The sequence below is a fragment of the Rhizobacter sp. OV335 genome (assembly GCF_900142965.1).
Taxonomy (GTDB): domain Bacteria; phylum Pseudomonadota; class Gammaproteobacteria; order Burkholderiales; family Burkholderiaceae_C; genus Rhizobacter.
The window spans coordinates 50,548-74,074 of record NZ_FRCQ01000014.1 but is presented as its reverse complement, the minus strand read 5'-3'; the positions used below and the strand labels follow the sequence as shown (position 1 = coordinate 74,074).

The window sequence follows — 23,527 nt, the reverse complement described above, 5'->3', positions numbered from 1 at the left end:
GGAGATCGGCATGAGGGACGTCCAGTTCACACCATCGCGTGGCCACATCGTGGCGCGCCGCTCGCGCTCCGGCACGATGCCGTCGTCGGTGCTCGACGGCGCGGTGCTGCGCAAACCGTCGTGCGCCTGCGGCGGTGGCTGCCCGCGATGCGCGGCGCAGACCTTGCAGCGCAAACCCGCCATCAGCTCGCCGGGTGATGCGCATGAGCGTGAAGCCGACGCCATGGCGGACCGGGTCATGCGCAGCGCCGAGCCCGCGCACGTGGTCCGGCAAGGTGGTGCCGCCGGGTCGACACTGCATCGGCAGCCGACCGATGAAGAGTCGAAGCCGACGCCGAAGCCCCTGGTGCCGATTCCATTCTTCGACAAGTTCGACGTCGCTCCCTTCGTACCGGCGCCCGGCGGCAGCGCGCCGACGCCCTTCGACGCACCGGGCAACACGACCGACCCATCCGGCAAGGGCCCGTCGATGGAGGACTTGAACGCCGCACGTTCCCTGCTCGACAAGAAGCCGCTGCAGCTGGGCCTGAACTACAACACGACGATGCCGGGCTGCTCGATGCTCGAAGCGTTCGGCAGCACCAAGGAGAGTCGCCGCTACCGGACCTTCGAGCAATACGACCTGGACTGCAAGGTCTTCCACGGCCCTCTCAGCAAGGACCCTTGGCCGGTGCTGGACCGCGACAGCTACAACCAGGCGATCGGCGCCTGCCCGAAGAGCGAGCCGCCGATGTTGAAGCCGGACTTCCCGATCGAGAGGCCGCCGCTGCAGGACGCGCCCGAACGCACGCTGCCGGAAGGGCAGGCTTATGCATGAGGCCGTCTCCAGCAACTCGCATGCCGCGGGGCGCCATGCGGCGAAAGACGCGAAGCCCGCGCCGCCCATGCAGGCGCAGGTGCCCGACACGCCGACGCTCGCCTCGGGGCCCTGCGCCTGTGGCGGGGGCTGCCCGCGCTGCCGCGGTGCCGCGCTGCAGCGCAAGCCTCGGCTCAGCACGCCGGGCGATCGCTTCGAGCGCGAGGCCGATGCGGTCGCCGACCAGGTGATGCGGATGGCGAGCGCGACGCCGGTGTCGGCCGGAGTCGCTGGGATCAGGAGCTTGCAGCGCAAGTGCGCCGACTGCGAGGACGAGGCGGAGGGCGCGACGATCCGGCGCGAAGCCGACGCAGCCGGCGCGCAGTCGCTCGACACCGAGGCCGCGGCCCGCGCCGCGCAGCAGGGCGGGGCGCCGCTGTCGCCGGACCAGCGCGACTTCTTCGAGCCGCGCCTGGGCCACGACCTGGGCCACGTGCGCGTGCACACCGGCGGCTCGGCGGACGCCGGCGCGAGCGCGGTGCAGGCCCGGGCATACACGCTGGGCCGCGACATCGTGTTCGGCTCCGGCGAGTACAAGCCCGGCACGCCGGCCGGCCAGCGCCTGCTGGCGCACGAGCTGGTGCATGTGCTGCAGCAGGGCCAGGCGCCGCAAGCAGTGCAGCGCACGCTGAAGGTCGACGCCGCGGCGTCGGACGACCCGGCCACCGCGATCTCGACCATCAAGCCGCTGCTGACGGCGCTGTGCCCCGATTTCGACATCGCGGCGACCGGCCAGGTCTTGCCGAACAAGGGCAGCGATTGCGCCGGCTTCAAGTTCGGCGCGCTGGCCAAGGGCAAGCAGCAGGTCGGCTGCTGCTGCCTGTGCACGCTGACGGCGGCACCGGACGCCTGGCGCATCGTCGTGACCACCAAGGACGCACCCACCACCGACGAGGCCGGCAAGCAGGTCTCGATGACCCCCACCGCCGGCCCGGCGGCGCCATCGCTGAGCTACTGGACCGCGGCCCAGAAGGTGCAGACCCTGCCGCTCACCGAGGCCTTCGGGCACGAGCTGTGCGGCCATGCGGCGCTGATGCAGATCAAGGCGCATCCGTCGTCCAGCGCCCCCGACACCGACCGCGCCTACAGCGACGTGCACGACCCCACGGTGCGCATCGAGAACGCGCTCGCCACCGAGATGGGCCTCGGCGGGGACCGGCGCGGCCTGGCCGGCAGCGGCACGCACCGCGGCGAATCGCTGCGGGTGTTCAGCGTCGGGCCGTATGCGGCCGATGCCGACGACCCGGCGCCGTTTGCCGCGCAGATCAAGGCGGCGGTGGATTTCCTGAACGGCAACGAGCTGCTGCTGGTCGACGAGATCGGCCAGCGCAGCGCGGCCGACAAGACGGCGACCGTCGGCAAGACGCGCGCCGACAAGGTCGAGGCGGCGCTGAAGAAGGGCATCGCGAAGGCGGACGTCGCGGTCGAGACCACGCCCGGCGTCGACGAGACGCTGACCCGCGTGCGGCCGGCCACCGATGGTGGCGTGGGTGCGACACCGGGCGTCGAGCTGCGGATGGCGATCCGCCCGGCCGGGCTGGTCGTGCCGGCCGGCGCGGCACCGCCGAAGGCGCCGGTGCACGTCGGTCCCGCGAACCCGGCGGTGGTGGCGGCGCTGAAGGCCAAGGGGGCCGTCAACCCGTGCCACGTGCTGCTGTCGGGAACGGCCTGGCCTTGATCAGAGTTGCGAAATCACCTGGCTGGGCACCCCGTCCGATGTAGTGTTGCCGATCACGCGGTTGTTGCCGAAGGACACGTAGGAGCCGCCACCGACCGGCGGAAAGAAGCCGTAGCTGTTGCCCGACAGAAGCGTGTTGGCCAGCCAGATGATGGCGCCTGCGCCCTTGACCAGCACGCCGCCGTCGCGGTTCCCGGATGACACCACCCGGTCGAGGCTGATCGTGGAACTGCCACCCGTCGACGATGCCGCGACGCCCGAGGTGCCGTTGCCGGTGAGCAGGCTGTCGCTGACGCTGGCCGAACAGTTGTCGTTGAGGCGAATTCCCGTCAAGCCGTTGGCGGCCGAGGTGCTGTTGAACAGCGCCAGCCTCGCGACACCGCCCGTCGGGGCGAGCCAGATGCCGTGCCCGGCGTTCTCGCGGATCACGCTGTTGGTCACCGTGACGTTCGTGGACGCGCTCGTGAGCACGTCGATGCCGTTGCCGGTCTGCCCTCGAATGATGACCTGATCGATCTGGACGCTCGCCGCGGACAGCACGCGGATGCCCGCCTGCCCGCTGCCGTTCGCGACCGCGTCGATGGAGAGGTTGCGCAGCGTCACCTGGCCCGCGCCTGCATTGACGATGATCCCGTTGGTGCCGGCGTTCAGCACGCCCGCGAGAACACCGGTGCAGTCGATGACGATGGACTTCGTGATCGTGACGGCACCGAAACCTCCCGGGTCGATGCAATTGATCTCGCCATTCGTCGCGGTCTTGCTGATCGCTCCGGCGAAGGTCTTGCAAGGGGCCGTCCGGCTGCACGGGTTGGCGTCGTCACCGACCCCGGAGACCCAGGTGCGCGAGGCCTGCGCTGACGCGACCTGCGGCACGCTCGACAGCACGAGCGCCGCGACCACGGCAACTGACGACGAGAGGATGGCCCTGATGATTTGCATGGATGCTCCGATCTGTTGATTGATGAAGAAGCGGTCTTCAATATCGCATCGGAGGACATCGATCACAACATCGAAATCACCGAGGGCCTATCCCACATGCCCCCGCGCCAGCGCCCTGAACCCCTCGCGAAGTCTCGCGCCGAACCCTTGCGGAAGCGGCCGCCACAGATCGACCGAACTGGACAAGGTGACCTGCAGGAAATTGCGCGGATGGCGTTGCCGAACGATGGGCGAAACGGAATGCCATGACGCGTTGTTGCAGGGGAACATGACCAGCCGGTTCGCGCGCGGCACGATGGTGGCGGTGGCCCCGCGGGCACCATGCAGCAACAGGTTGCCGCCGTCGGCCTCGGAGGGCTCGGACTCGGTGAAATAGAGCAGCATCGTCGCCGCACGCCTGCGGTGATCGACGTGAACCTTGCGCTTGTAGCCGACCCGCCCCTGCATCAGGTCGAACCTGACCCACAGATCGTCAGGCGCCAGCTCGTTGGCCGGCGGGTGCCGACTTTCTTTCTCGGCCCTCGACTCGACACGCAGCACGTGGCGCGCGTGATCCAGGCTCACCACCGCATCCTTCGAGAAGCAGGCAGCGAACTGCCGCAGCATGAAGTCGGTGAAGGCCTGGCTGTCACACGCCTTCCACAGGTCGCTCCACGCGCCATGGGTGCTCATGAGGCGGTCGAACCCGGCATCGCCTGGGTGGATGGTGAAGCCGGTCGGACCCGTGGCCGGCGGGCATTCCGGAAAGGTCGAAGCCAGTTCGTCGAACAGGTCCCGAGGCAGGAAGCCGTCGACACAGACATGGTCGAAGGGCAGCGTGTTCACCGGGAACGGCGGGCGATTCCACAGGCCGGAGACCGCGGGTTCAGTCATGGCGTCATCCTTTCGGCCGGGCGAGTTGGGCAAGACGCGAGAACTGTCGCCGAGCCCACAGCGTCGCAGCGGCCGGCAAAGGCTCCAGGCGCGACACATCCTTCTCGCGGGCGAGAAAGCGCCGCCGCCACTCGTCGGACAGCGCATCGCGCTGGACGTCGAGCGTCACCCGCTGCGGATGGATCGGGTGCGCCCCCTCCAGACCGATGAAGCGGGCCACGGCATCGACGGCCGCTTGCGGTCGTGCCGCAACGTCCTCGTAGTTCAACTGCAGCGGCACCAGGCCATTGCGCGCGAAGAAGAGTTTCCAGCGTCCGGCGTCGCGGGCGGTCCGTGCCAGCGAATCGCAAATGGCGCGATGGTCGAACCGCGGGTCCGCCTGCACCGGTGCCGTCGAGCGGTATTGCCCGGTCTGGGTCGAGCGCACATCCGAGATGGCCTGGCCCAGCAGGTCCTGCCTCTCCAGGTGGATCCAGTGCAGCTGCGGCAACGCACTCGGCCAGTCGAGGCCGGCAATGCGGTCGAAGCTGGCGCAGAACATCTTCATGCCGTGCACGCCGTTCCCGGTGCCGCCGCGCAGCAGCAACTGCTGCAGCTGGGCATGCGGTTCAAGCGGATAGTCGGCGTCCTCGCGCAAGCGGATTCCGGCGCCGTTGAACCAGTCCTGCGGGCGGCCCAAGGTGCCCGTCGAGGCGAGCAGCTCGCACAGGTAGTTCGATCCGCTGCGAGGGTAGGAACAGATCACGTACGCAAGGGTGGTCGGGGTCGTCATCGGGCAAGTTCTTGCACGGGTGGTGGTCGCGAGGCCGACAGGATGAAATCCCGGCATCGCTCGGCCAGCTGTCGCGCCAGCGGCCGCCAGTTCTCGGGGTTGGGCGGCGGCGTCTTCAGGTCGAAATCGAAGCGCCCCGACAGGAAGGCGGCCGGCATCGCGACGTGCGCCAGGTCGAACCCCGGCTGCTGGCGCCTGCGATCCGGATCGACGGGCACGAACAGCACCGGCGTGCCGAATGCCAGGCAGGGCAGGGTGCAGTGCAGCCGCGTCGTGACCACCGCACGTGCGCGCGCATAGAGATCGAGCAGGGCCTGCGCGGTGGCCATGCGCTGCGCATGGCCCGTCGTGACCGCATCGTGATGCGTCACGCAGACGACCCGTGAAGCCGTCCGACGCCTCAGGGCCTCGACGTGCCGTGGCGGCAGATCACACGCCACGACGACATCGTCGCGCACCGCGGAACTCGCCGGCAGCGTCAAGGTGAGGCATCCGGAATGCCAGCTCGGGATGCGGTGACGCTGCAGCAGTTCGAACGTGGCCAGGTCGCGCGCGCCGACCGGGCCGTTCGCCGTCAGCCACGCCCGCCCCTGCGGCGTCAGCATCCGGGCGGCGGGCGGCGCGCGCCAGATGCGCCTGCGCGAACGCCGGGTGCTGAAGTGCATCGACAGGAGCAGCGGGCGGATGCGTGGGTGTGGCGGCCACTGCATCGGCGGTCCGAGGTACCACCCGTTGAGGATGGCGTGCACCGGGCCGGCACCGTCCGGCTCCCGTTGCAACGCATCGCGCTGCAGCAGAGCGTCGACGCGGGGCAGGAAGCGCTGCGCAGCGATGCTTTGAACCTCATCGCCCAGGTTGGTCGTCTCGTAGGTGAGCAGCCCGAAACTCATGGCGCCCCCGCCGGCACCCGCTCGACCACGCTGCCGTGGCGAACGTCCAGGATCCGGTTGCAGCCGCGCAGCGCTGCGTCGCGGTGGGTGACGATCAGGATCGTCATCGACGCGCCGAGCGCATCCAGCGTGTCCAGGATGCCGGCCTCGGTGGCCGCATCGAGCTGGCTCGTCGCCTCGTCGAGCACCAGCACCGGCGCCTGGCGATACAAGGCTCGTGCGATGGCGATTCGCTGCCGCTGCCCGCCGGACAACAGAACACCGCCGTCGCCGACGCGGGTGTCCGCGCCCGACGGCAACGAGGCCAGCCACGGCCCGAGCCCGGCGCCGCGGACGGCACTGTCGAACTGCGCGGCATTCACCGGGCTGTTCACCGCCGAATCCATGACGACGTCTCGAACGGATGCATCGCGCAGGTACACGTTCTGCGCGACACAGGCCAGCTGCCGCTGCCAGGCCCACAAGCGCTCATGCGAATCGAGCGGCACGCCATCGACCAGCAGACGCCCCGCGGTGGGCGCCACCAGGCCCAGCAGGATGTCGAGCAGGCTGGTCTTGCCGCTGCCGGAGGGGCCGACGATCGCCACGCGTTCGCCCTTGTGGATCGTCAGGTCGACATGGCGCAGGACGAGCTCGCGGTCGTCGTAGCGCATCTCCACCTGTTCCAGGGTGATCGAGCGCTCGAACGGCACGGCAGCGGCCGAGACCTGCGGCATCGGCAGCGCAGGCCGCTGCATCAGGCGAAGCGTTTGGGCGAGCACGTCGCTGTTGGCCTTGAAAAGCCGCCACCCCGCGTGGCTGCCGTTGATCATCGGCAGCAAGCGCTGCATGCCCAGCGCCGCCACGCCGATCACCGGGATGCCGGGAATCAGCCCCCCGGTTCGGCTCGACAGCAGCCAGACCAGCGCGACCGCGACCAGCACGACGACCAGTTCCACGACATGACGAGGCCCCAAGGCGGCGAAACGATCGCTCGCCTGGCGGGACCGGTAGTCCGCCTCCGCCTGGCGGAACTGCTCGGTGGCACGCGACTGCTCATGCGAGAGAACCAGGTCGCGAAAACCGCTCTGTGCTTCATGAACCACGTGGAGGCGGCGCACGGCCAGGGCCTGCAGCGTGGGCAATCCGTGTCCGGTGCGGCGGGTCGCCCAGACGCTGAGACTGCCGTACAGCAGTGCCAGCAAGCCCAGCACCGGAAGAACGACGATGGGCGCGATGACCAGCAGGTAGGCCAGCAGCACGGTGGCCAGCGCGGCGCTGACCAGGGCCTGCGCCAGCGGTCCGAGCGCGCCGTTCACCAGGCGCTGCATGTCTTCGAGCGCCGCGAACAACTCGGCAGACTCGCGCTTCACATGCTGAAGATAGGGTTGCCTGAGGGCACGGGAGAAGATCTCGGAACTCGCATCGCCGGCAAAGGCCAGCACGAACCCGTCCTGCAGTTTGAGGGTGGCCAATCGCGCCCCCGCGAGCGCGATGGCGCTGCCCGCAAAAACGAGCGATGGCACCAGGAGCTGTCGCTGGTCCACGGCATGCACGACGGTGGTCAGGAATTCCTTCAGGGCGATGAGCGTTCCGAGCTCGGCAGCCGCTGCGATGAGCATGACACCGGTCGTCAGGCCCACGGTGCGCCTGCGGCGAGCCGGGAGCACACGCCAGAGTGTCGCCAGCAAGGCCGCGGGGCTCATTCGGTCACCGACCCATCGATGCGACCCAGGTTGATCGACGGCTTGCCGGGCACCCATCGAAAGAGGTGGCCTGGCGGGAAGCGCCGGCGTGTGCGCCAGTTTCGCCACGCCAGTCGCATGCGGGTGGCCTGGCGCGCCATCGACGGCGACAGGCTGCAGACGAGGGCCCAGGCCATCACGCGCGCACTCGCGCTCAGGGGCCACAGGCGCATCCGCGCTGCCATGTCGGCCAGGATGCCGGGCGACCGGTGCGCCCAGAGTCGCAGGCTGCCCAGTGCCCGGAAGACTTCAGGCTCGAGCCTGGCGGAGCCGTCGTGCCTGAACTCGCGCTGCTTCAGCGTGGCCGGCATGGCGTTCAGCGCCTGCTCGACAACCGCCTGGTCATCGGTCAGGCGCGCATTCATGCCGGTGACCCGGTACAGCAGCAGGTCATCGGCGATGACGAGGATGTCGCCGACTTCGACCAGCCGGAGGTAAAGCTCGGCATCCTCGAAATAGTTCGCCCGTTGGCAGTACCCGCCGATGTGGTCGAACGCCCATTTGCGGTAGAGCACCGAGGAATGCGCGATCGGGGGCGTGGGCCGGCCGAGGAGCGTCGACCGATCCACGCCGCGAACGGGCCGGTCGGCACCGTCGATGAGACTGAAGAGCGCGCCGACGAGCACCGCGGACGGATTCTCGGCCAGCGCCCGCAGTTGCAACTCCAGCCGGCGCGGATGGCACAGGTCGTCGGCATCCATGCGGGCGACCAGCGGCGCACGCGCTTCGTTCGCGACCCAATTGGAACTGCGTGCCGGCCCGAGGCGCACCGCACTTCTCAACACGCGAATGCGCGGATCGAGCCTGGCGAAGGCCTCGGCGCATTCGGCGGACCCGTCGGTCGAACAGTCATCCCCGATCACGAATTCAAAGTCACCGAAGCTCTGCCGCAGGATCGCTTCGATGGCCGCGCCGAGGTAGGGAATGGCGTTGTGCACCGGCATCACGACGCTCAATCGCGGCACCGCACCCTCGGTCAAGCCAGCCCCTCAGGCCGGTCGCGTGTCAGATGAATCATGAGTATTGCTCCCCGTGATGACCTCCGGGGATGGTGCCACATCGCAATGCAGCGCCACTTCATCGAGCAGGATCTCCAGGGCTCGGCGATCGAGCGCCTGCAACGCAGCGGAGCGTTGCGGGTCGTCTTCGGGCAGCAGCGACGCGGCACCCAGGTCGCTGAGCAAGGCACGACCTTCGCCATCGACCAGCAGGTTGTGTGCATAGAGATCGCCATGGGCGAGACCGCATGCATGCAGGTGGTCCAGCGCCTCGGTCGCCGCGCGTGCGACCGAGGTGGCCTGGGCGACGGACAAGTGCAAGTCGGCGCTGTACACGTCGCGGCTGCAGCTGACCATGCTGGGCGGTCCGGCGAGTGGCTTCCACTGCGGGGCGAGGCGCGGCAGCACGAGGCCTTGCGTGCCGTCAGGATGATCGGCGAGGGCGCCGAGCACGCCGACAAGGTGAGGGTGGCGGCCGGCCCTCAGCGTGGCGGCGATCTCGCAAGCGGGCAGGCCGTCGCTGGTTACAGCGCCTTTGAACAGTTTCACCGCCACGTCTTGCGCCGGGCCGTCGGCCGGCTGCCACTGCGCCGCATGGATGTGACCGGACGCCCCTTCGCCCAGCAGCGCTTGCAGCCGCAACTCGCGCCACGCGATCGGCGCGACGGTGGTCGTGGCCTGCGCGGCCTGCTCGCGCGCAGCGCTGAACGGATTGCCGGCATGGGCCAGCCAGGCCAGTTGCGGCAAGGCCAGCAGCTCGTCGGTCAACGCATGTTCTGCGCGCTCGAAGGCGTTGGCCGACAGCCGAAGCAGTTCGAGCCGCTGCAGGCGATCGATGCCCGCCGGCAGCCGCGTGAGCCGGTTGCCGGCCAGCATCAGCTTCTGCATGCGGCTGCAATCGGTCAGTGTCGACGGCAAGGCCGCGATGCGGTTGTCGGTCAGGATCAGCCAGCGCAGCGTCGGTGCGAGGGCCGCGGCCGGCACCTCGGCGATCTGGTTGGCCTTGAAGCCCATCGTGTCGAGCACCGGCAGGCGGCCCAGCACCGGTGGCAACGCGGTGAAGCGGTTGCTGGAGGCGAACAGCGTGTGGAGCCTGGTCAGGCGCGCCAGCCCGTCGGGCAGCGAGCTCAGCGCGTTGCCCGACACGTCGAGCACCTCGAGCGTGTCGGCCAGCATCAGCACCTCGGCCGGCAGTTCGGTCAGGCCACCGCCGCGCAAGTCGAGGCGGGTGCAGCCCTGCAATTCGCCGGCGCGCAGGCGGGCCAGGGTGCGGGCAGCGGTCGGGTCGGGTTGTGGCGTGTGGTCCATCGGGCAGGTCGGCGGGCGGCCCGCATTCTCGGTCATCGATCCAGCGCTTGACATGCAGGTATTTACCTGCCTATCATGGGCTCACGCACGAACCTCGCAACGGATGGACGCAGACAAGGTATTCAAGGCACTGGGCGACCCGACCCGCAGAAAGCTGCTCGACCTGCTGTGCGAGCACAACGGGCAGACGCTGGGCGAGCTGTGCGAGCACCTCGACATGGCGCGTCAATCGGTCACGCAGCACATCGGGCTGCTGGAAGCGGCCAACCTGGTGAGCACGGTCTGGCGTGGCCGGGAGAAGCTGCATTTCATCAACCCGGTGCCGCTGCACGAGGTCTATGAGCGGTGGGTGCGCAAGTTCGAACGTCAGCGGCTGAGCCTGCTGCACGACCTGAAGAAGGAACTCGAAGGAGAGTGACGATGAGCAAAGAAAAAACCAGTTGCGTCTACGTGACCTACATCCGCTCGACGCCGGAGAAGGTGTTCGAGGCGATCACGAAACCGGAGATCGCGCGGCGCTACTGGGGCCACGAGAACGTGTCCGACTGGCAGCCCGGATCGGACTGGCAGCACATTCGCGCCGACGAGCAGCGCACGCTGCAACTGGTCGGCAAGGTGATCGAGGTGTCGTCGCCGACGCGCCTGGTCATCACCTGGGCGAACGCCTCGCAGGCGGACGATCCGGGCAGCTACAGCCGCGTGAGCTTCGACATCGCGCCGTACGACGGGATGGTGCGGCTGACCGTCACCCACGATGAACTCGAGGCCGGCAGCGGCATGGCCAAGGGCATCCAGCAAGGCTGGCCGATCGTTCTGTCGAGCCTGAAGTCGCTGCTCGAGACGGGGCAGGGCATCGATGTCTTCGCCAAGCCCAAGGCGGCGTGAAGCCATGACGACGCCCTACACCGGCGGATGCGCGTGCGGCGCGATCCGCTATGCCACACCGCACCAACCCATCTTCCAGAACCACTGCCAGTGCCGCGACTGCCAGCGGCGCAGCGGCACCGGGCACGGCTCCTGGCTGACCTTTGCCGCCCGGGCCGAGATGGCGATCACCGGCGAGGCGACGCACTGGGAAGTCGCCGGCGACAGCGGCAACGTGAAGGTGCACGCCTTCTGCCCACGCTGCGGAACGCCGGTGTTCCTGCGCTTCGCCGCGATGCCCGAGCTGATCGCGGTGCCGGCGGGCAGCCTGGACGAGCCGTCACGCTTCGATCCCCAGGTGCTCACGTACAAGGTGCGTGGACTGGCGTGGGATACCGTCGATCCGGCGTTGCAGGCGTTCGAGCGGATGCCGGTCGCCCAGGGCAGCGCTTCGTCGTGACGTGACGCGGTTGAAACGCCGGGGGCGCCTTGCGGCCGGTCAGACCGCGGTCGGCGCGCCGCCTGCCGTGTCGCCGGATGCCTCGGGCGGATGCGTCACGATGCTCTTCAGCTCCGGCCGCGGCGCGCGCAGCGCGTCCAGGTCGGGCCGCGGCCGGCGCAGCGCAGGTATCGTCTCGAAGCAGTGCTCGAGCGCTTGCGCGGCCGCGAGCAGAGCGGCATCCCCGCGCAGCCGCCCGATCACCTGCAGCCCGAACGGCATGCCATGTTCGTCGCGCCCGCACGGAAGCGACAGCGCCGGGTTCGTCGCCAGCGTGACCACATAGGTCAGCCCGAGCCAGTGGTAGTAGTTGCGCATCGCCTGGCCGTCGATGTTCCGGGCATACAGCTCGGTCCACGGGAACGGCGTGACCGGCGTGGTCGGCGCGATGATCAGGTCGTAGCGCTCGAAGGCGTGCGCAAAGCGCCGCGCGATGCGCGTCTGCTCGAGATGCGCCCAGGCGCGGTCGGCGAGCGTGATCGACGCCGCCATCTCGACATTGGCGCGCACATTGGGTCCGAGCGTCTCGGGGGCGGTGCGGAAGGTGTCGGCGAATGCGGCGACGAAGCTCTCGGCGCGCAGCGTGTCGAACGCCCGGTCGGCGTCGCCCAGCTCGAGGTCGACGGGCTCGCAGCAGGCCACCCACGGCCGGATCGCTTCGACGCGCGTGCGAAACACGCGCCGGATCTCCGGGTCGACGATGCACAGGCCGAAGTCTTCGGTCGTGCCGACACGAAGCCCGGCCAGGTCCACCCCGGTGAGCGGCCAGAACGACGCGCCGTGCGCCGCATGCGACAGCGGGTCGCGTGGGTCGAAGCCGACCGCGGCGGCCAGCTGCAGCGCCGTGTCGCCGACGTCGCGCCCCATCGGCCCCAGCACCGAGAGGACCGACCAGCCGAGCGGCCGCGCATCGTTGGCGACCAGGCCGGGCGAGGGCCGCAAGCCGACCACGCCGCACAGGGCCGCCGGGATGCGCAGCGAGCCGCCGGTGTCGGAGCCGGTCGCGATCGGCAGCATGTCGACCGCCAGCGCGGCCGCCGAGCCGCCTGACGAGCCGCCGGCGTTCAGCGCGGGGTCGAAGGGGTTGCCGGTCGCGCCCCACACCGGATTGCGGGTGTTGGCGCCGGCGCCCATGTCGGGCACGTTGGTCTTGGCGGTGACGATCGCACCGGCCGCGCGCAGCCGCGCGACGAGCCCGTTGTCGTGCACCGGCACGTTGGCACGCCGGCCGACGTTGCCGTGGGTGGTGAGCAGCCCCGCGGTGTCCAGCAGGTCCTTCACACCGAGCGGCAGGCCGTGCAGCAGGCCCAGCGGCGCGCCGCGCATCACGTCGGCCTCGGCCTGGCGGGCGCTCGCGCGGGCGCGTTCGAAGTCGGTGGCGGCGATCGCGTTGACGGCGGGGTTGAAGGCTTCGATGCGCGCGATGCAGGCGTCCATCAGCTCGACCGGCGAGAGCTGCCGGCTGCCGATCAGGCGGCGCAGCTCGACGGCGGAACGCTCCGGCAGCGTGGGGTCGTGGCTCATGGGGCTCACTCCAGCGGAATGTTGGCCTTGTGGACGTAGGCCCGCAGCAGCGGCAGCTCCTTCGCCACGCGCGCATCGTAGAACGAGCCCGGCTCGTACGACACGTCGACGCCGGCCTTCTCGAGATCGGCGCGGACGGCGGCATCGGCCAGCGTGTCGGCGAGCGCCTTGCCCAGCGTCTTCTGCACGGCAGGCGGCAGCCCGCGCGGCGCGACGATGGTGATCCACGGCAGCATCTCGAACCCGGGGTAGCCGGCCTCGGCGATGGTCGGCACCCGGGGCAGGGAGGGCGAACGCCGCGCCGACGTGACGGCCAGCGCCTTCACATGGCCGGCCCGCAGCATCGGCAGGGCGGCGACGTTGGTGTCGAAGCTCAGGGCCACCTGGCCGCCGATCAGGTCCGTCATCGCCGGCGAGCTGCCCTTGTACGGCACGTGCAGGATGTCGACGCCCGCCACCAGCTTGAACATCTCGCCGGCCAGGTGCGCGGTGGTGCCGTTGCCGAACGATGCATAGGCCAGCTTGCCGGGCTGCGCCTTGGCGAGCGCGACCAGCTCCTTCACGCTGTTGGCCGGCAGCGACGGGTTGGCCAGCAGCACCAGCGGCGAGGTGCCGATCAGGCCGATCGATTCGAAGCTCTTCTGGGCGTCGTACGGCAGCTTCGCCTTCAGCGCCGGGTTGACGGTGAAGGTGGTGTTGGAGCTGATCAGCAGCGTGTGGCCGTCGGGTGCCGCCTGTGCCACCGCGCCCGCGCCGATCGTGGTGCCGGCGCCGGCCTTGTTGTCGACGATGACGGGCTGGGCGAGCCGCTGTCCCATGCCCTTCGCGATGATGCGGGCCATGGTGTCGGTCGCGCCACCGGGCGGGAAGGGCACGACCAGCGTCACCGGCTTCTCGGGAAAGCCGGCCGCCAGCGCCGGGCTGCATGCCAGCGCGCCGAGCAAGACGCAGAACAGCGGGGCGAGGCGGGTGGTGGTTCTCGACATGGACGGTCCTTTCGAAAAAATGTCAGCGCAAGCGTTGCGGCGCCAGCGCGCGCACGTCGACGCCCTGTTGCACCAGGTCGGGCGGCAGGGCGGCACCGCGCAGCAGCGTGGCGGCCAGCGCCGCGGCGCCGGCCGCGCTCTGGATGCCGTAGCCGCCCTGGCCGGCGAGCCAGAAGAATCCGGGGCAGTGTTCATCCCAGCCGATCACCGGCTCGCCGTCGCGCACGAACGAGCGCAGGCCGGCCCAGGTGCTGGCGGGCCGGCGGATCGTGAGCGTGGTGACGGCCTCGATCTGGTGGATGCCCAGCGCGATGTCGAGCTCCTCGGGCACCACGTCGTGCGGCACGGTCGGGTCGGCATTCGCGGGCGAGCCGAGCAGCCGGCCGGCGTCGGGCTTGAAGTAGTAGCTTTCGTCGACACCGACCACCGCCGGCCAGTCCGACACGTCCGATCCTTCGGGCGCCTTGAACGTGAAGGCACTGCGCCGGTGCGGCACCAGGCCGATCGGCGCCGCACCGAACACGGCCGCCACGTCGTCGGCCCAGGCGCCGGCGGCGTCGACCACGGTCCGCGCCTGCACGGCCTCGCCGTCGGCCAGGCGCAGCGTCCAGCGGTCGTTGCTGCGCTGCGCGGCGATGACGTCCGCGCCGGTGCGGAGCTCGCCGCCGCGGGCGCGCATGCCGCGCAGGAAGCCCTGGTGCAGTGCGTTCACGTCGATGTCCTGCGCACCAGGCTCGTAGAGCGCGCCGTGCACCACGTCGGGCCGCAGGCAGCCGACGCGGGCCAGCGCCGCATCGGCGTCCACCCGATCGAGCACGCTGCCGCTGGCCGCCAGCGTGCGCTGCATGGCTTCGAGCAGGGCCTCCTGGCCGTGCGTGGCGAGGTAGAGCACGCCGCGCGGCGCGAGCAGCGCAGCCTGGGTGAAACCGTGCGGTGGCGTCTCGTAGAACGCCCGGCTGGCCCGCGTCAGCGCGCGCACGGCTGGCGGGCCGTAGCTCTCCATGAACATGGCCGCCGAACGGCCGGTGGCGTGGTAGCCGGGCTGGGTTTCGCGCTCCAGCAGCAGCACGCTGCGCTCACCGGCCAACTGCCAGGCAAGCGACGCACCGGCGATGCCGGCGCCGACGATGGCGACATCAAATTCTCTCATACGAGAATTCTCACATGCGAGAATCGTGCCCGCAACCCCTTCGACAGAAACGATGCCCAAGCTTCGAACGACGAGTCGCCCGCCCGCCCGCACGACAGCGGCCGCCTTGCCCGACCGCGAGCGCGTCGGCGAGCGCCTGCGCGCCATCCGCAAGCGGCACGGGCTGACGCTGGGAGCGCTGTCCGCCCGTTCGGGCGTCGCGCTGTCGACCTTGTCGAAGATCGAGCTCGGGCAGATCTCGGTGAGCTACGAGAAGTTCGCAGCGGTCGCGCGCGCGCTCGACGTGGACATCGCCTCGCTGTTCGACCCGCTCGCCGAAGCGGCGCCGGCCGCGGGCCGCCGGCCGGTGGTCGTGCGCACCACCCTGGACGCCGCACCCCGCTACGACGCCGAGAACTACGACTACCGCATGCTCGCCACCGGGTTCCCGGCCAAGCGCATGACACCGCTGCACGGCATCGTCGTCGCGCGACAGATGGCGCAGTTCCCCGGCTACATCCGCCATCCGGGGCAGGAGTTCGTGATGGTGCTGTCGGGCCGCGTGCGCATCCACTTCGAGACCGGCGAGGTGGTCGACCTCGCGCGCCAGGAGTCGGCGTATTTCGACAGCGGCGTCGGCCACGTGTACCTGTCCACCGGCAAGGCGGACGCGCGCGTCGTCGTGGTGATGACGGAGTGAGGGGCGCCGGGCTCATCGTCATTCATGTGGATGGCGCCGCCCCGCAGCGTGAGCAGAATGAGGCGCTTCAAGGGAGAGCCACATGAGCAATGACATCGCGTCGCAGCGCCGGCGCCTGCTGCTGTTGTCCGGCCTGGGCGGATCGGCGTTGGCGGCCGGGCCGGCCCGCGCCGAGGACGAGCTGGCCCCCGGTGGCCACCACCCGCCCAGCCTGGACACCCGGCTCACGCGCGGCTACGGCGTGCGCCATCCTTTCGTCGGTGCCGGCATGGGCTTCGTCGCGCTGCCGTCGCTGGTGGCGGCGGTGTCGAACGCCGGCGGCATCGGCGTGCTGGGCAACGGCATCGAGCCGCCGCCCGGCACGCAGGCGCTGATCCAGTCGATCAAGGCCATGACGGCGCGGCCCTTCGGCGTGGATTTCATCTTCGACGACTCGGCGTTCGGACCGCTGGTGACGGATGCGCACATCGATGTCTGCATCGCCGAGCGGGTGCGCCTGGTGGTGTTCCACATGAACGTGCCGCCGCGGGCCTGGGTCGACCGGCTGCATGCGGCGGGCGCCCGGGTGTGGATGCAGGTGGCCTCGGTGCCGCAGGCGCTGGAGGCAGCGGCCGTCGGGATGGATGCGGTGATCGCCCAGGGCTCGCAGGCGGGCGGACACAACAAGAGCGGCACGCGCACGCTCAAGCTGCTGCAGCAGGTGGTCCACGCGGTGCGGCCGTTGATGGTGCTGGCCTCGGGCGGCATTGCCGATGGCCAGGGCGTGGTCGACGCCTTGTCCCACGGGGCCGATGGCGTCTGGGTGGGCACGCGGCTGGTCGCGTCGAGCGAGGCCCATGCGCATCCGGAGTACAAGCGCCGCATCGTCGAGGCCCGCGGGCACGCCACGGTCACCACCACGCTGTTCGGGCCGGAGTACCCCGGGCGGCCGTACCGCGTGCTGCGCAACCGGGTCGTCGACGAATGGGCAGGCCGGGAAGGGCAGGTGCCGAACCCGCCGCCGCCGCCGGCCGTCATCGGCAGCACGCTGCTGTTCCCGTTGACGCTGAAGCAGAACTACAGCATGCCCAAGTTCAGCGCCATCGTGCCGACGCCTGAGACGACCGGCGACTTCGAGGAGATGGGGCTGCCGGCCGGCTCGGAGAGCGTGAAGTTCATCAAGCGAGTGCAGCCGGCGGGCGAGATCGTGCGGGAGATGATGGAAGAAGCCCAGGCGCTCATCCGGGCAGCCTGACCGCAGCAGCTCAGCCCTGCGCGGCGCCGGGATGCCCGGCGATCTGCCGCGGTGTCTGCCCGAGGAATCGCTTCAGCGAATGCGTCAGGTGGGCCTGGTCGGTGAATTCGAGCTCGGCGGCCACTTGCGACGGCGCCTGCCCCAGGCGCAGCAGCCGCGCGGCCTCGTGGGCGCGGGCGATCTGCTGGAAGGCCTTCAGGCCGAGGCCGGTGACCTCTGCGAAGTGGCGCTGGATGCTGCGCTCGTCGAGCCGCTGGCGCGCGCCCTGCAGCGCGCGCGAGACCACCGGGTCGCGCTCCAGCAGGCCCTTGCGCGCCAGCGCGGACACGAACGCCTCGACGTTGTCGAAGCGGGGCACCTCGAAGCGATCGGGGCCGATCCAGACACTGCGATCCGCCTCCACCGGGCACGGCACGCCCTGGTTGAACGTCAATCGCCCCGGCAGGCGGGGCATGTAGACCTCGGGCTTGAAGGCGATCGTCAGCATCTCGTCGCCGGCGCGGCTGTCCACGGCGAGGGGTGCTGCGATCTGCCCGGTCTGGATGACCATCAGCGGGCCGCCGCCGCGGCGCAAGAACAGCAGGTCCCAGGAGCCGTCGGGCAGCGCCATCTCGCGCACGTCGCCGGCGTAGCGGGCACGGCGGACCTTCGCCACCAGGGGCGAGTCCGCCGCGCGCTCTTCTTCAGTGATCAGTCCTTCCGTGGAGGGCATCCTGTTGGGCCTGCAGTCCGACGAAGAAGCGGCGCAGGTCGTCGACGACGAGGTCGGGATCGGTTTCGCTGGCGAAGTGGCCACCGCGCGGCATCTCGGTCCACTGTAGCAGCCGGGTGTGGGAGCGGGCCACGAAGCGGCGGACCGAGCGGAAGTCGTTCGGGAACACGGCCACGGCGGTCGGCGTGGGGTTGGGCAGTTCACGGTAGCCGGCACCGCTGGCGGCGTTGGCCAGGTAGAACTCCGCGGCCTGGCCGCCGGTGGCGGTGAACCAGTACAGCGACACGTGCGTCAGGAAGCGATCGCGGTCGACCTCGGCGATGCGCTCGCCTTCGAAGCCGAAGAACAGCTCGGCATTCCATGACAGCAGCGCGGCCGGCGAATCGACCAGCCCGTAGGCCAGCGTGCCGGGGCGCTTGGACTGGATGTCGACATAGCCCGCGTACTTGCGGAAGTGGTCCAGGCCCTTGAACCCTTCCATCTCGAACGCGGACAGTCCTTCCATCTCGCCGGGGCTGCCATTGGGGAAGGCGAAGACCTGCTGCAGGTGGACGCCGGCCAGGCCCTCGGGCGCGAGGATGCCCAGCTCACGCCCGATCAGCGCGCCCACGTCGCCGCCTTGCGCGCCATAGCGGGTGTAGCCCAGCCGCCCCATCAGCGTGTGCCAGGCCGCCGCGGTGCGGGCCGCGTCCCAGCCGGTGGCGGCCAGCGGTGACGACAGCCCCATGCCCGGCACCGACGGGATCACCAGGTCGAACGCGATCGAGGCATCGAGGCCGTGGCTGCGCGGGTCGGTGAGCGGGCCGATCAGGTCCAGGTACTCGGCCGGGGAACTGGGCCAGCCGTGCGTCAGGATCAACGGGAAGGCGTTGGGCTCCTTCGACTTCACGTGGATGAAATGGAGGGTCTGGCCGTCGATCTCGGTGATGAACTGGGGATGGCGGTTCAACCGCGCCTCCTGGGCGCGCCAGTCGAATCCGTCGGCCCAGTACGCGGCCAGCTCGCGCATCAGCGCCAGCGACTGGCCATGGCCGAAGCCCGGGTCCACCGGTTGCGGCCAGCGCGTGGCCGCGAGGCGGCGCTGCAGGTCGAGGACCTGCGCTTGCGCGATGTCGATGCGGAACGGGCGGATCGTCGTGTTCGTCGTCATCATGGCTCCTGGCGGTGATCAGTGGTGAGGGCTTCACTGTCTCGCAACGCCACCCGGCGATCTTGTAGAAAACCGACGCCGCAGGTAGTCCCCACAATTGCCGCCTGGATCGCTTCTTGCTACCGTCTTCAGCTTCATCGAACACGGACTGCAGAGCATCACATGCCAGGAAGTATTTCCCTCGGGCCCGTCGGCCGATCCCTGCTGGTCGCCGGTGTCATCGCTGCCGGCGTCTCTCTCTCGACCGCTGCCGCAGCGCGCGACCTCGTGGTGGCGCTGAAGACCGAGCCCACGTCGATGGACCCGCAGTACCACGCGCTGACGCCGAACATCCAGCTGTCGCAGACGCTGTTCGAACCGCTGGTCTGCGTCGATGCCGACCTGAAGCCCGAGCCCTGCCTCGCCGAATCCTGGAAGGCCGACGGCAAGGTCTGGACCTTCAAGCTGCGGCCGAACGTCAAGTTCTCCGATGGCAGCCCGATGACCTCGGCCGACGTGCTGTTCACGATGGACCGCGTGCCCAAGGTGCCCAACAGCCCGTCATCGTTCAAGGTCTACCTGCAGAAGGTCGAGAAGATCGAGGCTCCCGACCCGCTGACGGTGCGCATCACCACCACCGAGCCGTACCCGCTGCTCGCGATCAACATGGTGGGCCTGCCGATCATGTCGGCCAAGGCCGCCGCAGGCGCCGCCCCCGAAGGCAAGACCACCACCGAGCTGAACGCCGGCAACGGCCTGGTGGGCACCGGCCCGTACAAGTTCGTCTCGTGGAAGCGCGGCTCCGAGGTCATCTTCGAGCGCAACCCCCACTACTGGGGCAAGGCACCGGCCTGGGACAAGGTCATCTACCGCCCGATCAGCAACCCGGCCGCGCGCGTCGCCGCGCTGCTCGCGGGCGACGTCGACCTCGCCGAAGACCCGCCGACCGATGACCTGGAGCGCCTGCGCAAGGAGCCCAAGCTGACGGTGGAGACCAAGGCGTCGAACCGCATCATCTACGTGGCACTCGACCAGAACGGCGACACCACGCCGGGCATCACCGCCACTGCCGGTGGCCCCATCGGCAAGAACCCGCTGCTCGACAAGCGCGTGCGCGAAGCGCTGTCGCTCGCCGTCGACCGCTCGGCGCTGGTCTCGCGCACGATGGGCGGCGTGGCATCGCCGGCCGCGCAGCTGCTGCCGTACCCGATGTTCGGCGCCAGCAAGAACCTGGTCACCGCCGCCAAGCCCGATCCCGAGAAGGCCAAGGCGCTGTTGAAGGAGGCCGGCTACCCGGACGGCTTCACGCTGGTGCTGGGCACGCCGAACGGGCGCTACATCAACGACAGCAAGGTCGCGCAGACGCTGGCTGCCATGTGGACGCGCATCGGCGTCAAGACCTCGATCGATGCCAACGCGCCGGCCGTGTTCTTCAAGAACCGCGATACCTACACCTACAGCGCCTACCTGGCCGGCTGGGGCACCGCGACCGGCGAGATGTCGAACACGCTGATCGCGCTGCTGGTCACGCCGGACAAGGACAAGGGCCTGGGCACCACCAACCGCGCGCGCTATTCCAACCCCGGGATGGACAAGCTGGTGGCGGAAGCCTCGTCGCAGATGGACGATGCCGCGCGCGCCGCGACGCTGGCCAAGGCCAGCGAGCTGGCGATGGCCGATTACGCGATGCTGCCGATCCACTTCGAGCACTCGGTGTGGGCGATGAAGAAGAACGTCAGCTTCAAGGGCCGCGCCGACCAGCAGACGATGGTCCAGTACGCGGTGCCGGCCAAGTAATCAGCATGCACACAGGGCAGTACCGAGCACGCTGATGTCGGCTTTCATCATCCGCCGCCTGCTGCAGGCGGTGCTCGTCATGGCGGTCATGTCGGGCCTGGTCTTCGTCGGCCTCTACGTCGTCGGCGACCCGGTCTCGATGATGGCCAGCGCCGAGGCCACCGAGCAGGACCGCGCCGAGATCCGCGCCAGCTTCGGCCTCGACAAGCCGCTGTGGCAGCAGTACGGTATCTTCATGTCGCACGCGCTGCGGCTCGATTTCGGCAAGAGCTTCCTGACCGGGCAGTCGGCGATGGGCCTGATCCTGGAGCGCATGCCGGCCACGCTGGAGCTCGCGCTGGTGTCGATGGGCCTGTCGGTGCTGGTCGGCATCCCGCTGGGCATCTGGGCCGGCCTGCGGCCGCAGGCGCTCAGCACGCGCGGCATCATGGCCGGCTCGGTGCTCGGCTTCTCGCTGCCCAACTTCTGGGTCGGGCTGATGCTGATCATGGTGTTCGCGGTGCAGCTCGGCTGGCTGCCGGCCAGCGGGCGCGGCGCCACGGTGCACCTCGGGCCGCTCGACCTCAGCGTGCTGACGCTCGACGGCTGGTCGCGCCTGCTGCTGCCGGCCGTGACGATCGCGCTCGCGAAGACCGCGCTGATCATCCGCGTGACGCGTGCTGCCACGCGCGAGGCGCTGCCGATGGACTACATCAAGTTCGCGCGCGCCAAGGGCCTGGGCTGGGGCCGCATCCTGCGCGTGCACCTGCTGAAGAACATCATGGTGCCGATCGTCACGGTGGGCGGGCTGGAGTTCGGCCAGGTGGTCGCGTTCGCGGTGGTCACCGAGACCATCTTCGCGTGGCCCGGCATGGGCAAGCTGCTGCTCGATTCGATCATCACGCTCGACCGGCCGGTGGTCGTCGCCTACCTGATCCTGATCGTGTTCTTCCTCGTGATGCTGAACCTCGTGGTGGACGTTCTCTATTCGGTGCTCGACCCGCGCGTGCGGCTGCAAGGGGCGAAGGCATGACGATCGAAGCGCTGTCGACTGCATTGCCGCCGCCGCTTCCTCCGCCAGAAACGCCGTGGCAGCGCCTGCGCCGCGAGTTCATGGCCGACCGGCTGGCGATGTTCGGCCTGGTGCTGCTGGCGCTCGCGCTGTTCGCCGCGGTGTTCGCGCCGTGGATCTCGCCGCAGAACCCGTACGACATCGGCAAGCTCGACATCTTCGACTCGAAGCTGCCGCCCGGCAGCCGCGATGCCGCCGGCACGATGACCTACTGGCTCGGCACCGACGGCCAGGCGCGCGACCTGCTGTCGGCCATCCTCTACGGCTTGCGCACCAGCCTGTTGGTGGGCGGCGTCTCGGTCGCGGCGGCGCTGGCCATCGGCAGCGCGGTCGGGCTGGCGGCGGCCTATTTCGGCGGGTGGATCGATGCGATGCTGATGCGCATCGTCGACATCCAGCTGTCGTTCCCGGCGATCCTGGTCGCGCTGATCCTGCTGGCCATTCTCGGCAAGGGCGTCGACAAGGTGATCCTCGCGCTCGTCATCGTGCAGTGGGCGTATTTCGCGCGGGCCGCGCGCGGCGCCGCGCTGGTGGAGCGCGCGAAGGAGTACATCGAGGCCGCGCAGTGCATGTCGCTCGGCTGGCCGCGCGTGCTGCTGCGCCACATGCTGCCCAACTGCCTGCCGCCGCTGATCGTGATCGCCACCATCGACTTGGCGCACGCCATTGCGCTGGAGTCGACGCTGTCGTTCCTCGGCGTCGGCGTGCCGGTGACCGAGCCGTCGCTCGGCATGCTGATCGCCAACGGCTACGAGTTCCTGCTGTCGGGCAACTACTGGATCTCGTTCTTTCCCGGCATCGCGCTGGCGCTGTCGATCGTCGGCATCAACCTGGTGGGCGACCACCTGCGCGACATCCTGAACCCGCGCAACGCGCACTGACACGATGACCGTCCTCGACGTCCAGGGCCTGCAGACGCACTTCTTCACGCATGGCGGCGTGGTGAAGGCGGTCGACGGCGTCGACCTGCGCATCGAGGCCGGCGAGATCCTCGGGCTGGTCGGCGAATCGGGCTCGGGCAAGAGCATCACCGGCTTCTCGATCCTCGGGCTGATCGACCCGCCGGGGCGCATCGTCGGCGGGCACATCCGCTACCTCGGCGAGGAACTGGTCGGAGCGACCGAGCGCCGGCTGCAGGCGCTGCGCGGCAAGGAGATCGCGATGATCTTCCAGGACCCGATGATGACGCTGAACCCGGTGCTGCGCGTCGACACGCAGATGGTCGAGGCGATCCATGCGCATGAGAAGGTGAGCGCGAAGGCCGCACTCGCGCGGGCCCGCGATGCGCTCGCGATGGTCGGCATCCCGTCGCCCGACGAGCGGCTGCAGGCCTACCCGCACCAGCTCTCGGGCGGCATGCGCCAGCGCGTGGCGATCGCGATCGCGCTGCTGAACCGCCCGAAACTCCTGATCGCCGACGAGCCGACGACCGCGCTCGACGTGACGATCCAGGCGCAGATCCTGTACGAGGTGCAGAAGCTGTGCCGCGAGACCGGCACCGCGATGATGTGGATCACGCACGACCTGGCGGTGGTGTCTGGCCTGGCCGACCGCCTGGCGGTGATGTACGCCGGCCGCATCGTCGAGAGCGGCGCGACGGCCGACGTGATCGGCAACCCGTCTCACCCCTACACGCGCGGCCTGATCGATTCGATCCCGACGCGCGCCACGCACGGCACCTTGCTGCGGCAGATCCCCGGCATGACGCCGTCGCTGCTGAACCTGCCGCAGGGCTGCGCGTTCCGGCCGCGCTGCGGCCATGCGACCGACGCGTGCCTGGTGGTGCCGCAGGCCGCGCCCGGCCCCGCGGGCAAGACGGTGCGCTGCTGGAACATGCTGACGCCCGAGCCGGCCTGAGGACCGC

Annotated in this window: 23 protein-coding genes; 11 read left to right on the top strand and 12 right to left on the bottom strand. The window is 69.7% G+C overall.

Translation table 11 applies throughout. From position 1 onward, the window contains the following. The first annotated feature begins 10 nt into the window (after positions 1–10). Positions 11–817 (top strand): hypothetical protein, encoded by an 807-nt coding sequence (locus BUE42_RS16160; RefSeq protein ID WP_073466132.1) that lies wholly within the window; start codon positions 11–13, stop codon positions 815–817. Continuing rightward, complete coding sequence (locus BUE42_RS16155) at positions 810–2,534, top strand: eCIS core domain-containing protein (protein WP_073466131.1); 1,725 nt, start codon at positions 810–812, stop codon at positions 2,532–2,534. Before BUE42_RS16160 ends, BUE42_RS16155 begins: the two co-directional genes overlap by 8 nt. On the opposite strand, the gene BUE42_RS16150 is transcribed toward BUE42_RS16155, so the two are convergent. The 7 genes from BUE42_RS16150 to BUE42_RS16120 are packed head-to-tail and all read right to left on the bottom strand — an operon-like array spanning position 2,535 to position 10,038. Next, the gene (locus BUE42_RS16150; RefSeq protein WP_143171535.1) at positions 2,535–3,539 is read right to left on the bottom strand and encodes a right-handed parallel beta-helix repeat-containing protein; all 1,005 of its coding nucleotides are present in this window, start codon (positions 3,537–3,539) and stop codon (positions 2,535–2,537) included. A 21-nt stretch (positions 3,540–3,560) separates the two neighbouring features. Beyond that, positions 3,561–4,346, bottom strand: coding sequence for a 2OG-Fe(II) oxygenase family protein (locus BUE42_RS16145; RefSeq protein ID WP_073466129.1), 786 nt, complete (start codon positions 4,344–4,346; stop codon positions 3,561–3,563). A gap of 4 nt (positions 4,347–4,350) precedes the next feature. After that, positions 4,351–5,118: a Stf0 family sulfotransferase gene (locus BUE42_RS16140; protein ID WP_073466128.1), complete on the bottom strand. Its 768-nt coding sequence runs from the start codon at positions 5,116–5,118 to the stop codon at positions 4,351–4,353. After that, a complete protein-coding gene (locus tag BUE42_RS16135) occupies positions 5,115–6,008 on the bottom strand; it encodes a polysaccharide pyruvyl transferase family protein (RefSeq protein WP_073466127.1) in 894 nt (297 codons plus the stop codon). The genes BUE42_RS16140 and BUE42_RS16135 overlap by 4 nt, the downstream gene beginning before the upstream one ends. Further along, positions 6,005–7,630: an ATP-binding cassette domain-containing protein gene (locus BUE42_RS16130; RefSeq protein WP_159445431.1), complete on the bottom strand. Its 1,626-nt coding sequence runs from the start codon at positions 7,628–7,630 to the stop codon at positions 6,005–6,007. Before BUE42_RS16130 ends, BUE42_RS16135 begins: the two co-directional genes overlap by 4 nt. A gap of 59 nt (positions 7,631–7,689) precedes the next feature. Then, complete coding sequence (locus tag BUE42_RS16125; protein WP_073466125.1) at positions 7,690–8,712, bottom strand: glycosyltransferase family 2 protein; 1,023 nt, start codon at positions 8,710–8,712, stop codon at positions 7,690–7,692. 9 nt (positions 8,713–8,721) lie between these two features. Beyond that, positions 8,722–10,038 (bottom strand): leucine-rich repeat-containing protein kinase family protein, encoded by a 1,317-nt coding sequence (locus BUE42_RS16120; protein WP_073466124.1) that lies wholly within the window; start codon positions 10,036–10,038, stop codon positions 8,722–8,724. Positions 10,039–10,141: 103 nt separating this feature from the next. Here BUE42_RS16120 and BUE42_RS16115 point away from each other — a divergent pair, with 103 nt between their 5' ends. Genes BUE42_RS16115 through BUE42_RS16105 form a run of 3 tightly spaced genes read left to right on the top strand, consistent with a single transcriptional unit; the run spans position 10,142 to position 11,362 of the window. Beyond that, a complete protein-coding gene (locus BUE42_RS16115; protein ID WP_073466123.1) occupies positions 10,142–10,456 on the top strand; it encodes an ArsR/SmtB family transcription factor in 315 nt (104 codons plus the stop codon). Between the two features lie 2 nt (positions 10,457–10,458). After that, a complete protein-coding gene (locus BUE42_RS16110; RefSeq protein WP_073466122.1) occupies positions 10,459–10,923 on the top strand; it encodes an SRPBCC family protein in 465 nt (154 codons plus the stop codon). 4 nt (positions 10,924–10,927) lie between these two features. Then, positions 10,928–11,362 (top strand): GFA family protein, encoded by a 435-nt coding sequence (locus tag BUE42_RS16105; protein WP_073466121.1) that lies wholly within the window; start codon positions 10,928–10,930, stop codon positions 11,360–11,362. Between the two features lie 39 nt (positions 11,363–11,401). Here BUE42_RS16105 and BUE42_RS16100 read toward each other — a convergent pair whose 3' ends face one another. The 3 genes from BUE42_RS16100 to BUE42_RS16090 are packed head-to-tail and all read right to left on the bottom strand — an operon-like array spanning position 11,402 to position 15,061. Beyond that, entirely contained in the window at positions 11,402–12,925 is a 1,524-nt protein-coding gene (locus tag BUE42_RS16100; protein WP_073466120.1) for an amidase, read from the bottom strand. A 5-nt stretch (positions 12,926–12,930) separates the two neighbouring features. Then, on the bottom strand, positions 12,931–13,911 hold the full coding sequence (locus tag BUE42_RS16095) for a Bug family tripartite tricarboxylate transporter substrate binding protein (protein ID WP_073466119.1): 981 nt from the start codon (positions 13,909–13,911) through the stop codon (positions 12,931–12,933). Between the two features lie 22 nt (positions 13,912–13,933). Continuing rightward, positions 13,934–15,061 carry an NAD(P)/FAD-dependent oxidoreductase gene (locus BUE42_RS16090; RefSeq protein WP_073466118.1) on the bottom strand — a complete coding sequence of 376 codons (1,128 nt, stop codon included), beginning with the start codon at positions 15,059–15,061 and terminating at the stop codon, positions 13,934–13,936. A 52-nt stretch (positions 15,062–15,113) separates the two neighbouring features. Between BUE42_RS16090 and BUE42_RS16085 the strand changes: the two genes are divergently transcribed. Both BUE42_RS16085 and BUE42_RS16080 read left to right on the top strand, forming a co-directional pair. Beyond that, positions 15,114–15,740, top strand: coding sequence for a helix-turn-helix domain-containing protein (locus BUE42_RS16085; protein ID WP_073466117.1), 627 nt, complete (start codon positions 15,114–15,116; stop codon positions 15,738–15,740). An 82-nt stretch (positions 15,741–15,822) separates the two neighbouring features. Next, a complete protein-coding gene (locus tag BUE42_RS16080) occupies positions 15,823–16,974 on the top strand; it encodes an NAD(P)H-dependent flavin oxidoreductase (RefSeq protein WP_083614188.1) in 1,152 nt (383 codons plus the stop codon). A gap of 10 nt (positions 16,975–16,984) precedes the next feature. Here the strand turns inward: BUE42_RS16080 and BUE42_RS33775 are convergent, their stop codons facing one another. Together BUE42_RS33775 and BUE42_RS16070 are read right to left on the bottom strand one after the other, a co-directional pair. Next, positions 16,985–17,686 carry a helix-turn-helix domain-containing protein gene (locus BUE42_RS33775; protein ID WP_143171533.1) on the bottom strand — a complete coding sequence of 234 codons (702 nt, stop codon included), beginning with the start codon at positions 17,684–17,686 and terminating at the stop codon, positions 16,985–16,987. After that, positions 17,658–18,836, bottom strand: a complete 1,179-nt coding sequence (locus tag BUE42_RS16070) for an epoxide hydrolase family protein (RefSeq protein WP_073466212.1) — start codon at positions 18,834–18,836, stop codon at positions 17,658–17,660. The genes BUE42_RS33775 and BUE42_RS16070 overlap by 29 nt, the downstream gene beginning before the upstream one ends. A gap of 162 nt (positions 18,837–18,998) precedes the next feature. Between BUE42_RS16070 and BUE42_RS16065 the strand changes: the two genes are divergently transcribed. The 4 genes from BUE42_RS16065 to BUE42_RS16050 are packed head-to-tail and all read left to right on the top strand — an operon-like array spanning position 18,999 to position 23,520. Next, complete coding sequence (locus tag BUE42_RS16065; RefSeq protein ID WP_073466115.1) at positions 18,999–20,612, top strand: ABC transporter substrate-binding protein; 1,614 nt, start codon at positions 18,999–19,001, stop codon at positions 20,610–20,612. 34 nt (positions 20,613–20,646) lie between these two features. Continuing rightward, positions 20,647–21,624, top strand: a complete 978-nt coding sequence (locus BUE42_RS16060) for an ABC transporter permease (RefSeq protein ID WP_073466114.1) — start codon at positions 20,647–20,649, stop codon at positions 21,622–21,624. Further along, the gene (locus BUE42_RS16055) at positions 21,621–22,544 is read left to right on the top strand and encodes an ABC transporter permease (protein WP_073466113.1); all 924 of its coding nucleotides are present in this window, start codon (positions 21,621–21,623) and stop codon (positions 22,542–22,544) included. The genes BUE42_RS16060 and BUE42_RS16055 overlap by 4 nt, the downstream gene beginning before the upstream one ends. Before the next feature lie 4 nt (positions 22,545–22,548). Further along, positions 22,549–23,520: an ABC transporter ATP-binding protein gene (locus tag BUE42_RS16050; RefSeq protein ID WP_073466112.1), complete on the top strand. Its 972-nt coding sequence runs from the start codon at positions 22,549–22,551 to the stop codon at positions 23,518–23,520. Positions 23,521–23,527: the final 7 nt, after the last annotated feature.

What these genes read in the sequence shown, in the direction of transcription:
- BUE42_RS16070 (WP_073466212.1), bottom strand. Translation starts at nt 18,836, where the DNA reads ATGACGACGAACACGACGATCCGCCCGTTCCGCATCGACATCGCGCAA.
- BUE42_RS16135 (WP_073466127.1), bottom strand. Translation starts at nt 6,008, where the DNA reads ATGAGTTTCGGGCTGCTCACCTACGAGACGACCAACCTGGGCGATGAG.
- BUE42_RS16145 (WP_073466129.1), bottom strand. Translation starts at nt 4,346, where the DNA reads ATGACTGAACCCGCGGTCTCCGGCCTGTGGAATCGCCCGCCGTTCCCG.
- BUE42_RS16100 (WP_073466120.1), bottom strand. Translation starts at nt 12,925, where the DNA reads ATGAGCCACGACCCCACGCTGCCGGAGCGTTCCGCCGTCGAGCTGCGC.
- BUE42_RS16060 (WP_073466114.1), top strand. Translation starts at nt 20,647, where the DNA reads ATGTCGGCTTTCATCATCCGCCGCCTGCTGCAGGCGGTGCTCGTCATG.
- BUE42_RS33775 (WP_143171533.1), bottom strand. Translation starts at nt 17,686, where the DNA reads ATGCCCTCCACGGAAGGACTGATCACTGAAGAAGAGCGCGCGGCGGAC.
- BUE42_RS16095 (WP_073466119.1), bottom strand. Translation starts at nt 13,911, where the DNA reads ATGTCGAGAACCACCACCCGCCTCGCCCCGCTGTTCTGCGTCTTGCTC.
- BUE42_RS16050 (WP_073466112.1), top strand. Translation starts at nt 22,549, where the DNA reads ATGACCGTCCTCGACGTCCAGGGCCTGCAGACGCACTTCTTCACGCAT.
- BUE42_RS16110 (WP_073466122.1), top strand. Translation starts at nt 10,459, where the DNA reads ATGAGCAAAGAAAAAACCAGTTGCGTCTACGTGACCTACATCCGCTCG.
- BUE42_RS16090 (WP_073466118.1), bottom strand. Translation starts at nt 15,061, where the DNA reads ATGAGAGAATTTGATGTCGCCATCGTCGGCGCCGGCATCGCCGGTGCG.
- BUE42_RS16055 (WP_073466113.1), top strand. Translation starts at nt 21,621, where the DNA reads ATGACGATCGAAGCGCTGTCGACTGCATTGCCGCCGCCGCTTCCTCCG.
- BUE42_RS16140 (WP_073466128.1), bottom strand. Translation starts at nt 5,118, where the DNA reads ATGACGACCCCGACCACCCTTGCGTACGTGATCTGTTCCTACCCTCGC.
- BUE42_RS16155 (WP_073466131.1), top strand. Translation starts at nt 810, where the DNA reads ATGCATGAGGCCGTCTCCAGCAACTCGCATGCCGCGGGGCGCCATGCG.
- BUE42_RS16160 (WP_073466132.1), top strand. Translation starts at nt 11, where the DNA reads ATGAGGGACGTCCAGTTCACACCATCGCGTGGCCACATCGTGGCGCGC.
- BUE42_RS16080 (WP_083614188.1), top strand. Translation starts at nt 15,823, where the DNA reads ATGAGCAATGACATCGCGTCGCAGCGCCGGCGCCTGCTGCTGTTGTCC.
- BUE42_RS16085 (WP_073466117.1), top strand. Translation starts at nt 15,114, where the DNA reads ATGCCCAAGCTTCGAACGACGAGTCGCCCGCCCGCCCGCACGACAGCG.
- BUE42_RS16120 (WP_073466124.1), bottom strand. Translation starts at nt 10,038, where the DNA reads ATGGACCACACGCCACAACCCGACCCGACCGCTGCCCGCACCCTGGCC.
- BUE42_RS16065 (WP_073466115.1), top strand. Translation starts at nt 18,999, where the DNA reads ATGCCAGGAAGTATTTCCCTCGGGCCCGTCGGCCGATCCCTGCTGGTC.
- BUE42_RS16105 (WP_073466121.1), top strand. Translation starts at nt 10,928, where the DNA reads ATGACGACGCCCTACACCGGCGGATGCGCGTGCGGCGCGATCCGCTAT.
- BUE42_RS16115 (WP_073466123.1), top strand. Translation starts at nt 10,142, where the DNA reads ATGGACGCAGACAAGGTATTCAAGGCACTGGGCGACCCGACCCGCAGA.